This is a genomic window from Actinomycetospora lutea (genome assembly GCF_028737205.1).
Lineage (GTDB): Bacteria > Actinomycetota > Actinomycetes > Mycobacteriales > Pseudonocardiaceae > Actinomycetospora > Actinomycetospora lutea.
Genome location: NZ_JAQZAL010000007.1, coordinates 74,084 through 85,868, shown reverse-complemented (window position 1 = coordinate 85,868; position 11,785 = coordinate 74,084). Strand labels below are relative to the sequence as shown.

General features: G+C 74.4%; 11 protein-coding genes. 6 read left to right on the top strand and 5 right to left on the bottom strand.

Features of this window, described 5'->3' with window-relative positions; translation table 11 throughout:
• Positions 1-25: 25 nt before the first annotated feature.
• From PHK61_RS09865 to PHK61_RS09845, 5 genes are all read left to right on the top strand, one after another.
• Positions 26-454, top strand: a complete 429-nt coding sequence (locus tag PHK61_RS09865; RefSeq protein WP_274280910.1) for a DUF779 domain-containing protein — start codon at positions 26-28, stop codon at positions 452-454.
• Between the two features lie 97 nt (positions 455-551).
• A complete protein-coding gene (locus PHK61_RS09860; protein ID WP_274280790.1) occupies positions 552-1,151 on the top strand; it encodes a cysteine hydrolase family protein in 600 nt (199 codons plus the stop codon).
• A 114-nt stretch (positions 1,152-1,265) separates the two neighbouring features.
• Entirely contained in the window at positions 1,266-1,622 is a 357-nt protein-coding gene (locus PHK61_RS09855; protein ID WP_274280789.1) for a histone-like nucleoid-structuring protein Lsr2, read from the top strand.
• A gap of 437 nt (positions 1,623-2,059) precedes the next feature.
• Complete coding sequence (locus tag PHK61_RS09850) at positions 2,060-4,597, top strand: ATP-dependent Clp protease ATP-binding subunit (RefSeq protein WP_274280788.1); 2,538 nt, start codon at positions 2,060-2,062, stop codon at positions 4,595-4,597.
• Between the two features lie 184 nt (positions 4,598-4,781).
• Complete coding sequence (locus PHK61_RS09845) at positions 4,782-6,266, top strand: lipopolysaccharide biosynthesis protein (protein WP_274280787.1); 1,485 nt, start codon at positions 4,782-4,784, stop codon at positions 6,264-6,266.
• On the opposite strand, the gene PHK61_RS09840 is transcribed toward PHK61_RS09845, so the two are convergent.
• Together PHK61_RS09840 and PHK61_RS09835 are read right to left on the bottom strand one after the other, a co-directional pair.
• Complete coding sequence (locus tag PHK61_RS09840; protein WP_274280786.1) at positions 6,254-7,261, bottom strand: helix-turn-helix transcriptional regulator; 1,008 nt, start codon at positions 7,259-7,261, stop codon at positions 6,254-6,256. The genes PHK61_RS09845 and PHK61_RS09840 overlap by 13 nt on opposite strands.
• Before the next feature lie 33 nt (positions 7,262-7,294).
• Complete coding sequence (locus PHK61_RS09835; RefSeq protein ID WP_274280785.1) at positions 7,295-8,353, bottom strand: YihY/virulence factor BrkB family protein; 1,059 nt, start codon at positions 8,351-8,353, stop codon at positions 7,295-7,297.
• 94 nt (positions 8,354-8,447) lie between these two features.
• Between PHK61_RS09835 and PHK61_RS09830 the strand changes: the two genes are divergently transcribed.
• Positions 8,448-9,554, top strand: a complete 1,107-nt coding sequence (locus PHK61_RS09830) for a DNA glycosylase AlkZ-like family protein (protein WP_274280784.1) — start codon at positions 8,448-8,450, stop codon at positions 9,552-9,554.
• 57 nt (positions 9,555-9,611) lie between these two features.
• On the opposite strand, the gene PHK61_RS09825 is transcribed toward PHK61_RS09830, so the two are convergent.
• From PHK61_RS09825 to PHK61_RS09815, 3 genes are all read right to left on the bottom strand, one after another.
• Entirely contained in the window at positions 9,612-10,361 is a 750-nt protein-coding gene (locus tag PHK61_RS09825; protein WP_274280783.1) for an SIR2 family NAD-dependent protein deacylase, read from the bottom strand.
• A gap of 107 nt (positions 10,362-10,468) precedes the next feature.
• Positions 10,469-10,783, bottom strand: a complete 315-nt coding sequence (locus tag PHK61_RS09820; RefSeq protein WP_274280782.1) for an antibiotic biosynthesis monooxygenase family protein — start codon at positions 10,781-10,783, stop codon at positions 10,469-10,471.
• Positions 10,784-10,787: 4 nt separating this feature from the next.
• Positions 10,788-11,702, bottom strand: a complete 915-nt coding sequence (locus PHK61_RS09815) for an HhH-GPD family protein (RefSeq protein ID WP_274280781.1) — start codon at positions 11,700-11,702, stop codon at positions 10,788-10,790.
• Between the last annotated feature and the right edge of the window lie 83 nt (positions 11,703-11,785).

The following is an 11,785-nucleotide window of genomic DNA, read 5'->3' as shown; positions in this document are numbered from 1 at the left end:
CGTGGAGGTGGTCGCCGTGACCGACATCAGCACCAGCACCGACGTCACCGAGCAGGTGCCGGATGTGCCGGACTCGGGCACGGGGCGCGTCGCCCTGTCGCCCCAGGCCTCCGAGCTCCTGGTGAGGCTCACCGACATCCACGGTCCCCTGATGTTCCACCAGTCCGGCGGGTGCTGCGACGGCAGCGCGCCGATGTGCTACCCGGACGGGGACTTCAAGATCGGGGGCCAGGACGTGCACCTCGGTGACCTCACCGTGGCGGGCCTGGAGAAGCCGATCGGCTTCTACATGTCCGCCTCCCAGTTCGCGTACTGGAAGCACACGCACCTCACCGTCGACGTGGTGAAGGGCCGCGGCAGCGGGTTCTCGGTGGAGGCGCCCGAGGGCGTCCGCTTCATCATCCGCTCGCGGCTGTTCACCGACGAGGAGATGCGCGCACTGGGTGACGTGTAGCCCGCATCCGAGCACGATCGAGGGGCGCCCCCGCTGCGCAGGACGCAGCGAGGGCGCCCCTCGCACGTCCGGCCCCACCGACGAAGGAGTTCGACCCGTGAGCACTCCGTCCACGACGCTGCGCGAGCTGACCGGCATGCCGGCCGCGCCCGCCTCCCTGCGCGAGTCCGCGCTGGTGATGATCGACCTGCAGAACACGTACACGCGGGGCGTCATGGCCCTCGAGAACGTCGAGCCCGCCATCGACGAGGCCGCGGCCCTGCTCGACCGCGCGCGCAGCGCCGGCATCCCGATCATCCACGTGCAGCACGACGCCGGGGAGGGCACGCCGTACGACGTGCGCGCCGAGATCGGGGCGATCGTCGAGCGCGTCGCCCCGCGCGACGGCGAGCACGTGATCGTGAAGAACTTCCCGAACTCGTTCGTCGGTACCGACCTCGAGGACCACCTGCGCAGCAAGTCGGCGACGAACCTCGTGCTCGCGGGCTTCATGACGCACATGTGCGTGAACTCCACCGCCCGCGGCGCGTTCAACGCCGGATTCGCGCCCTCGGTCGTCGCCGCGGCCACCGCGACCCGCGCGCTTCCCGGACCGGACGGTACGGTTTCGGCCTCGTCACTGCAGAGTGCCAGTCTCGCCGCGCTCTCCGACATGTTCGCGGTCGTCGTTCCCGACGCGGCCGCCCTGCCCGACTGACGCGCAATTCCGGGATCTCGGCCGAAATCGCGGCGTGGATCACTCGACAACATCCCGACCCCGGAAATAGGGTCCGGCCGTATTCATTCTCTGGTCGGCTGCGGAGGTCGCGTGATGGCGCAGAAAGTCGTGGTGTCGCTCGTCGACGATCTGGACCAGTCGGAGGCGGACGAGACCGTCGAGTTCGGGCTCGACGGCGCCACCTACGAGATCGACCTCTCGGACGCCAACGCGTCCGCGCTGCGCGAGAAGCTCGCCGACTTCGTCGCCCACGCCCGGCGCAGCGGCGGCCGGCGGAAGTCGTCCGCGGCGGCCGCGGCCCCCGCGGCGCGCCGGGGCGGCGGCCGCGCGGCGGTCGACCGCGAGCAGAACCAGGCGATCCGCGAGTGGGCGCGCAAGCAGGGCATGACGGTGTCCGAGCGCGGGCGCATCCCGAGCGAGGTCTCCGAGGCCTACCACAAGGCGCACTGAGCCCCAGCGCGCCGCGTCGGCGGTGAGGGTGCGCCGGTCGACGGCCACGTCGCCCGGGACCTCGCCGGCGGCCGCTGTGCGCCCACGCGCTGCCGCAGGGGGCGTCGGGTCCCGTGCTGGTCCCGACGCGCTGACCCGGCCGGGTGGTTCACCGGTGGCGAACACCTCGGCGGGATGACCCGGAGGTCGTGGATGGTTGGACAGGACGGAACGAGGGCCCACGCCGGGCGCTCGCGCGTGTCCGCCGTCACGGTGGTGCAACCGTCACCGTCCCGTGACGTCACGCGCGACGACTAGGATGGCCTTACGGTGCAGGGGCCAGTTCGTGCACCGTGGGGGTCCCGATCCGTCATCGGGCACCAGCCAAGGGGCCACCGGGGGAGTTCCTTCGGGGACACTCGGTGGAGGACCGCCGGCGCAGCAGTCAGGAGTGACAGATGTTCGAGAGGTTCACCGACCGCGCGAGGCGGGTGGTCGTCCTGGCCCAAGAAGAGGCCCGGATGCTCAACCACAACTACATCGGCACCGAGCACATCCTGCTCGGGCTGATCCACGAGGGCGAGGGCGTCGCCGCCAAGGCGCTGGAGTCCCTGGGCATCGCCCTCGAGGGCGTGCGCCAGCAGGTCGAGGAGATCATCGGCCAGGGCCAGCAGGCGCCGAGCGGCCACATCCCGTTCACCCCGCGCGCCAAGAAGGTGCTGGAGCTGTCGCTGCGCGAGGCGCTGCAGCTCGGCCACAACTACATCGGCACCGAGCACATCCTGCTCGGGCTGATCCGTGAGGGCGAGGGCGTCGCCGCCCAGGTGCTCGTGAAGCTGGGCGCCGACCTCAACCGCGTGCGCCAGCAGGTGCTGCAGCTGCTCTCGGGCTACCAGGGCAAGGAGCCCGCGGAGTCCGGCAGCCAGCGCGGCGAGGGCACCCCGTCGTCCTCCCTGGTGCTCGACCAGTTCGGTCGCAACCTCACCCAGTCGGCCCGCGAGGGCAAGCTGGACCCGGTCATCGGCCGGGAGAAGGAGATCGAGCGGGTCATGCAGGTCCTGTCCCGCAGGACCAAGAACAACCCGGTGCTCATCGGCGAGCCCGGCGTCGGCAAGACCGCCGTCGTCGAGGGCCTCGGCCAGGCCATCGTCAAGGGCGAGGTGCCCGAGACGCTGAAGGACAAGCAGCTCTACACCCTCGACCTCGGGTCGCTGGTGGCGGGCTCGCGCTACCGCGGTGACTTCGAGGAGCGCCTCAAGAAGGTCCTCAAGGAGATCCGCACCCGCGGCGACATCATCCTGTTCATCGACGAGCTCCACACGCTCGTCGGCGCGGGTGCCGCCGAGGGCGCGATCGACGCCGCGTCGATCCTCAAGCCGATGCTGGCCCGTGGCGAGCTGCAGACCATCGGCGCGACCACGCTCGACGAGTACCGCAAGCACGTCGAGAAGGACGCCGCGCTCGAGCGCCGCTTCCAGCCGATCCAGGTGGGGGAGCCCTCGGTGGCCCACTCCATCGAGATCCTCAAGGGGCTGCGCGACCGCTACGAGGCCCACCACCGCGTCTCGATCACGGACCCGGCGCTGGTCGCGGCGGCCACCCTGGCCGACCGCTACATCAACGACCGCTTCCTGCCGGACAAGGCCATCGACCTCATCGACGAGGCCGGCGCCCGCATGCGCATCCGCCGCATGACCGCGCCGCCGGACCTGCGCGAGTTCGACGAGAAGATCGCCGACGTCCGTCGCGAGAAGGAGTCCGCGATCGACGCGCAGGACTTCGAGAAGGCGGCGCGCCTGCGCGACGAGGAGAAGACCCTCATCGGGCAGAAGACCGAGCGCGAGAAGCAGTGGAAGTCCGGTGACCTCGACGTCGTCGCGGAGGTCGACGACGAGCAGATCGCCGAGGTGCTGGCCAACTGGACCGGCATCCCGGTGTTCAAGCTCACCGAGGAGGAGACCACCCGCCTGCTGCGCATGGAGGACGAGCTCCACAAGCGCATCATCGGGCAGGAGGACGCGGTCAAGGCCGTGTCGCAGTCCATGCGGCGCACCCGCGCCGGCCTCAAGGACCCGAAGCGCCCCTCGGGCTCGTTCATCTTCGCCGGCCCCTCGGGCGTCGGGAAGACCGAGCTCACCAAGGCGCTCGCGGAGTTCCTGTTCGGCGACGACGACGCGCTCGTCCAGATCGACATGGGCGAGTTCCACGACCGCTACACCGCCTCGCGGCTCTTCGGCGCGCCCCCCGGGTACGTCGGTTACGAGGAGGGCGGCCAGCTCACCGAGAAGGTGCGCCGCAAGCCGTTCTCGGTGGTCCTCTTCGACGAGATCGAGAAGGCCCACTCCGAGGTCTACAACACGCTGCTGCAGGTCCTCGAGGACGGTCGCCTGACCGACGGTCAGGGCCGCATCGTCGACTTCAAGAACACGGTCATCGTGTTCACGTCGAACCTCGGCACGCAGGACATCTCGAAGGCGGTCGGCCTCGGGTTCCAGTCCGGGCAGGACTCGGGCTCGAACTACGAGCGCATGAAGAACAAGGTGACCGACGAGCTCAAGAAGCACTTCCGTCCCGAGTTCCTCAACCGCATCGACGACATCATCGTGTTCCACCAGCTGACCGAGTCCGAGATCGTGCAGATGGTCGACCTGATGATCAGCCGCACCGAGAAGCAGCTGCAGAACAAGGACATGTCGATCGAGCTGACCGACAACGCCAAGAAGCTGCTCGCCCAGCGCGGCTTCGACCCGGTGCTCGGCGCCCGGCCGCTGCGGCGCACCATCCAGCGAGAGATCGAGGACCAGCTCTCCGAGAAGATCCTGTTCGGGGAGATCGAGTCCGGCCAGATCGTGCTGGTGGACGTCGAGGGCTGGACGCCCGAGACCGACGACAACGGGGTCACCAAGCAGGCCCCGGAGTCGGCCACCTTCACCTTCCGCGGTGAGGCCAAGCCGACCCCGGTCCCGGACACCCCGGAGGTCGCCGCGGCGGAGTGATCCGCCCGTAGCACGACCCGGCACGTCCCGGCACGTCCCCGGAGCCCCGGTCCCTCCGCGCGAGGGGCCGGGGCTCCGGCGTGTCCGGGGGTAGGCCCCCCGCCGTCGGGGGGCCCGCTCCCTCCTGCCCGCCCGCCCCGCGCACGACGCTGGTCCCACCGGCGAGCGGGGGGAGGCAACCAGGATGCGAGCGCTGCGAGGCCACGAGTCGGCGGCGACCGGGACCGCCGTCCTCGTGCTGGGGATCGCCCTGACCGCGCCGCTGCACTACGGCTTCGCGCTCGCCCTCGCGTGGCTGCTGCCCACCGCGGAGTTCGGCGTGGTGGGCGCACTGCTGAGCGTGCTGCTCCTCGCGACCACGGTGCTCGCCGCCGGCTTCCCGTGGGCGCTGGCGCGCACGGTGGCGCAGGCCGAGGGCGACCCGGACGGCGACACCGACGCGGCGTTCCGCGGCGCGCTCGTCGGCAACGTCGGCCTCGGTGTCGCGCTCGCCGGCGGGTTCGCGGGCGTCCAGCTGACGACCGGGGCGATCCTGCCCGGTGTCGGCGCCGGCCCGACGCTGCTGGTGGCGGGCGCGATCGTGGTGATCGCGCTCGGCCAGGTCCTGGTGGGCGGGCTGCAGGGCGCGCGGCGGTTCACCGCGGTCGGCACCGCCCGCACCGCCGAGGTGGCCGTCAAGGTCGTGCTCGGTGTCGGGCTCGTGGCCCTGCTCGGCGCCGGCGCCGCGGGCGTCGGGTGGGCGCTGCTGGTCGGGGCCGCGGGCGCCGCCGGCGGGGCGTGGTGGGCGCTGCGCGACCGCCTGCCGGGCCTGCGCGGCGCGGTCGCCGGCGCGCGATCGTTCGCGGCGGCCGCCCCGATGGCCGCGGGCACCGTGGGCTTCGGGCTCATCGGGACCCTCGACGTGCTGCTGCTCGGGGCGCTCGGCCACGGCCACGGCGTCACGTTCGCCGCCGTCGGCGTCTACCAGGTGGCCGCCATGCTGGCCAAGGCGCCGTTCCTCGTCGGCAGCGCGCTCTCCGAGGCCGTGTTCCCCTTCATCGCCCGCGCGCGGGGCGCCGCCGAGGCGCACGGGTGGTTCGTCACCGCGTTCCGCTGGGTGCCGCTGGCCCTGACGCCCGTGGTGCTGGTGCTCGTCGTGACCCCGGAGACGCTGGTCGGCCGCCTGTTCCCCGCCGAGTACGCGGGCGCCGCCGGTCCCGCGCGCGTCGTGGCGATCGGTGCCCTCGGCCTGATCGCGGGCGACATGCTGCTCAAGGCCCTCGGTGCCCGCGGCCTCGCCGGGCCCGCCGCCGCGCGCCTGCCCCTGGCCGCGCTCGCGGAGGTGGCGACGATGGTCCTGCTGGTCCCGGGGCACGGCGCGACCGGCGCGGCCGCCGGGTTCGCGGTCGGCGCCTGGGTCGGCGTCCTCGTGCTCGGCGCGCTCTACGTGCGCCACCACCGGGTCGGGCGCGTCCGGGCGGGCGTCGTCCTGCGCTGGTCCGTGGCCACGGCCGTCCTGGTCGCCCTGCTCGGCGCCGCCGCGGTGGCCGGTGCCGGGGCGGACCTGCCGCTGATCGCCCTGGGCCTCGTCGGCTACGGCGTGCTCGCCGTCCGGTGGGGCGTCGTGCCCGCCGCGGACGTCGCGCGTGTGCGTGACCGGCTGGTTCCCCGGATCGCTCAGACCGGGTAGAGCGAGGCCAGCGTGCGGGCGGTCTCGGCCATCTGCTCGCGCAGCGCGGGCGGGCCGAGCACCTCGACCTCGGCGCCGAGCGCGAGCAGCTCCGAGCGGGCGTGGGCGATCGACTCGATCGGGATGACCGCCCGCACCCAGCCGTCCTCGTCGGTCGGCCAGGAGCCCTCCGCGAGCGCGCGGGCGGTGTGCGGGCGCAGGAGCACGGGGGCGAGCTCGAGGGCGCGCGGGGAGAACCGCACGGTGGCCTCGGCCTGGTAGAGCGCGTCGGTGAGCTCCTGGGTGCGCTGGTGCCAGTACTTCCAGAGGTCGAAGCCCTCGGGGCGGTCGAAGCGCACGTCGAGGGTTTCGAGCTCGAGGATGCGGGCGACGCGGTAGGTGCGGGGCTCCGCGTCCGTCGCGGCGTCGGACTCGCTGCTCGGCACGGCGACGAGGTACCACGTGCCCGCCTTGAGCACGAGCCCGAGCGGTGCGAGCTCGCGGTCGACCTCCGGCTCGCGCCCGCCCGTGGCCCAGCGGCGGTAGCGCACCCGCAGCATGCGCTGGTTCCACACGGCGTCGGCGACCCCGGTGAGCGTGGGGACGTGGTCGGCCTCGCGGAACCAGCCGGGGGCGTCGAGGTGGAAGCGCTCGGCGATCCGCCCGGCCCGGTCGGAGAGCTCGCCGGGCAGGGCGGCCTGGACCTTGAGCTGCGCGGCCGCGAGCACCCGGCCGAGCCCGAGCTCCGCGGCGGCCTCGGGCATCCCCGACAGCGCCAGCGCGTCCGCCTCGTCGGCCGTCATGCCCGTCAGGTGCGTGCGGTAGCCCTCCAGCAGCGAGTAGCCGCCGTCCGGGCCCCGGTCGGCGTAGACCGGCACGCCGGACGCCGAGAGCGCGTCCATGTCGCGGTAGATCGTGCGGATCGAGACCTCGAGCTCGTCGGCCAGTTCGCGCGCGGTCAACCGGCCGCGGTTCTGCAGCAGCAGGAGGACGGAGAGGAGCCGGCTGGCGCGCACACGTCAGATGTACCCCATGGCTGACAGGTCCTGTCAGGCACGTCCCCCGTCCGGGCTCACGGTTTCCACCGGCTGCTCGGGTTGCAGCTCGTCGGGGATGCCGTCGGCGTCGTCGTCGCGCAGCAGCGGGTCGCCCATGCCGGCCCGCGCGGCCTCCAGCTGGGCGGCGACGGCGATGCCGAGCAGCAGCGCCACGCCGGTCACCGTCGCCCACAGCAGGAGCGCCATGATCCCGGCGAGCGGTCCGTAGGTGTCGCTGAAGTCGCCGGAGACCGCGACGTAGAGCGCCACGCAGCCCGACGCCGCGAGCCAGAGGACCACGGTCAGCGCGGCGCCGAGCGCGAGCCACGACAACCCGGGTTGGTGGCGTCTCGGGGAGAACCGGAAGAGCACGGTCACCGCGACGACGAGTGCCGCCAGACCGACGGGCCACCGCAGCACGTCGAAGATCGTCTCGGCGACGTCGCCCCACCGGTAGACGTCCTCGACCGCGTCGCCCAGCGGACCCCCGGCGATGATCAGGACGAGCCCGATGCCCAGCGACGAGCCCGCCGTCAGCGTGAGGACGGCCGCACGGGTGTACTTGCGCAGGAACGGGCGGTCGCGCTCGGTGCCGTAGATGCGGTTGGTGCCGCGCTCGAGCTGGGCGATGGCGCTGGTCATGGCCAGGAACGCGGTCGTCAGGCCGAGCGCGACGGCCAGCTCGCCGACGTTCTCGCTGCGCGAGTCCTCGGGCTCGCCGTCCTCCTCGGGCAGCTCCGCCGGGCCGCGCGCGACGACGTCGGCGAGCAGCTGGTCGCCCGCGCCGGGGGACACCGCGACCACCGTGCGGGCGACGACCTGGGCGACCGACTCCGCCCCGACGGCCGTCGCGAGCCCGCTGCCGGCGATCACGAGCGGGACGATCGCGAGCGCGAGCTGCAGGGCGAACCCGCGCGCGTGGCTGAACCCGTCCCCGTAGCGGAACCGCTTGAGGGCGTCGCGGAGCAGGGTGACCAGCCCGACCCGGCGCGCGGTGTGCCAGGCGTCGTCGGCGGACAGGAGGTCGCCGTCCATGTCCGTGGTGACGGGCACCGCGCGCACCGAGCTCACGACGTCATTCTTCCCCCTCCCGAGGGGCGAGCTCCGCAGGCTGGTCCCCGAACCTGACCGTGGGTGTCAGTGACGGTGCGGGAAGCTGGCGCGCATGGTCGAGACGTTGACCCGCGAGCAGGTCATGGCCCACCGGATCGCGGCGCAGGGACTGCACCGCGACCGGCCCCTGGGCCCGCTGTTCTCGCTCGGGCTCCAGGACTCCGGGCCGACGGCGCGGCTGGCGCTCGCCGCGCGGACCGACGGCGAGACCGACCCGGCGGCGCTCGGGCTGGTCGACGGGTGGACCCACCGCGGCGCCCCGCACCACCACCCGCCCGCGGAGCGCAACGCCATCGCGGCCGCCGCGCACCCCTTCGGCGACGCCGACGCGGGCGCGCGCCTGAACTGGAGCGGCCCCGAGCAGCGGCGCGTCGGCATCCCCGCGCGCGAGGCCATCGACCGGGCGGCCGACGCGCTCGCCGCGGTGGTCACCGAGCCGATGACCAAGGGCGCCGCGAGCACCGCGGTCACGAAGCTCCTGCCCGAGGCCCTGCTGCGCGACTGCCGCGGCTGCGGGACGGTCCACGTCAACGAGCAGCTCTTCCGGCTCTCGGCGTTCCCGGTCGGCGTCGGCCTCGACCCGACCGGGAGGACGCTGCTCCTGACACCCCCGCCGGACGGGTGGGAGCGCCCCGTCGACGGCGACCCGGTCCTCGCCGCGCGCCTGGTGCTCGACTACCTGCGCGTCCTCGGGCCGGCCGGGCCGCGCGAGGTCGCCGACTTCGTGGGGACCTCGACCACCGCGTTCGCGCCCGCGTGGGAGGCGGCGCTGCCGGGGCTCGCGGAGGTCGAGGTCGAGGGCCACGTCGCCTGGCTGCCGGCCGACGACGTCGACGCCGCGCGGGACGCGCCCGACCCCGACGTCGTGCGCTTCCTGCCGCCGCTGGACCCGATGCTCCAGGCCCGCGACCGCCCGCTCCTCGCGCCCGACGAGGCCCTCCGCAAGGACCTGTACAAGATCATCGGGAACCCGGGGGCGCTGCTGGCGGACGGCGAGATCGTCGGCACCTGGCGGCCGAGGGCGGCGGGCACGAAGCTGACGCTGGAGCTCGCGCCCGTCGTGCCCCTCGCCCCCGACGTCCGCGCGCGCCTCGACGACGAGGCGGAGCGCGTCGCCGCCGCGCGGGGCCTGCGCCTGGTGGGGCTCACGGGCGTGTAGCGCGCGCCTGTGCCGCGGACGGGCGGTGCGCCGCTCCTCCGCGCGCGACGTCCCGAATCACGCCGCGAGGGCCGCGTCGATCGCCTCGAGCGTGGCGCGGGCGCCCGAGGCCAGCGGTACCCCGCGCCCGTGGCGGATCTCCGGCTCGCGGACGTTGATCCGGACCAGCGCGCCCGAGGCCGCGGCGGCGAGCTCGGCGTGCCGGCGGACGGTCGGCACCGCGGTGCCCGCGCCGAGCTCGACGACGACGAGGCGGCGCGCGTCGACCCCGCGCAGCCAGGCGCGGTGCGCGGCCATGCGCTCGCCGTGGTGGCCCGGCACCCAGGAACCGTCGCCGAACATGAGGATGTTCGGCCGCGCCACGCGCCCGCAGCGCGGGCAGGTCGGCAGCGGCGGCCGGGCGCGCATCGTGTCCTCGTCGATCACGACGTCGACGTCGTCGGCGGGCCAGGTGCCGTCGTGGCACGGCGCCGTGCACTGCAGCATGCCGATGGCGCCGTGGCACTCGGTGACGTCCTCGCCCGCGAAGCCGGCCGCCTGGAACGCCCCGTCGACGTTGGACGTGAACACCCGCGCCGGCCACCGGTCGGCCCAGCGCCGCAGCACCGCGTACCCGGCGTGCGGATCCGTGCGCCGGTAGAGGGCGAGCCGGTGGCCGTAGAAGCCCCAGGCGAGCTCGGGATCGTCGTCGAAGTGCTCGGGGTCGGCGATCTCCTCGAAGCGCAGCCCGAGGCGCCGGTAGGGCGGGTAGGCGCGCCAGAAGCCCTCGGGCCCGCGGAAGTCGGGCAGCCCCGAGTCGACGCCCATCCCCGCCCCGGCGCAGATCAGGAGCGCGGCGGCGCCGCCGAGGAGTGCGGCCGCCTCGGCGACGCGGCCGGGGTCGGGGCCGGTCTCGGGGTCGGTGTCGGGTGCGCTCAGGAGTCCGAGCCGTCGACGCGCAGGACCACCTCGAACTCCAGCAGGTCGGCGCCCGAGGAGACGGGCTGCCGGCGCTCGCCCGCGTGGGCGGCCGCCGCGGCGCCCCCGTCGCGCCAGGCGGCGAACGCCTCCTCGGACTCCCACTTCGTGTAGACGAAGTAGCGGGTGTCGCCGGCGGTGGGGCGCAGCAGCTCGTAGCCCAGGAAGCCGGGCGTGTCCTTGATCGACTCGCCCCGGGCGGCGAAGCGCTTCTCGAGCTCGGGGCCGCTGCCCTCGGGGATGTGGATGGCGTTGATCTTCACGACGGCCATGCCGTCAGCCTACGTCGCCCGCCTCGCCGGGCAGCGCGAAGCGACCGTCCGCGAGCTGCTCGACGAGGCCGTCGACGAGCAGCGAGTCGAGGCACCGCGCGCGCTGGCCGGGGTCGGTGCGCCACGCGGCCTCGAGCGCCCCGGCGTCGACGGGCCCGGGCGCCCCGCGCAGCACGTCGAGCAGGCGCCCGCGCACCTGGCGGTCGGTCCCCGCCCACGTCTGCGCCCTGCGCGCCGGTCCGTCCCAGGCGGGGCGCCCGCGCCGCCGCCACGCACAGCGGTCGAGCACCGGGCAGTCGGCGCACCGCGGTCCGCGGGCCACGCAGACCGTGGCGCCGAGCTCCATGAGCGCCGCCGACATCGTCGCCGCGTCGCCCCGGTCCCCGGGCAGCAGCGCCTCGACGTCGGCGAGGTCCCGCGCCGCGGCGGCGCCGGCCTCGGCGGCGCCGTGCACCGCGCGGGCGACGACCCGCCGCACGTTGGTGTCGACGACCGGAACGCGCCGCCCGTGCGCGAACGCGGCGACCGCCCGCGCGGTGTAGGTGCCGATGCCCGGCAGCGACTCGAGGGTCTCGACGTCGGTGGGGACGACGTCGTCGTGGTCGGCGGCGATCGCCCGCGCGGCCTCGTGCAGGCGCAGCGCCCGACGCGGGTAGCCGAGCTTCCCCCACGCCCGCAGCACGTCCGCCGCCGGCGCCGCGGCCATCGCCGACGGGCGTGGCCAGCGCTCGAGCCACGCCCGCCAGGGGTCCTCGACCCGCGCCACGGGCGTCTGCTGCAACATGATCTCGGAGACGAGCACGCCCCACGGCGTCGTCCCCGGGCGTCGCCAGGGCAGGTCGCGGGCGTGCGCGCGGAACCAGGGGACGAGGACGTCGGCGAGCGTGGTCCCGTCGGCGGCGGACGTGGTGGTGCCCATCGACCGCCGATCCTGCCCCGGGCCCCCGCCGCCGCCACCGTCGGGTGAAACGGCCGGGTCCCCGCGTGGTGAACGGTCGCGGT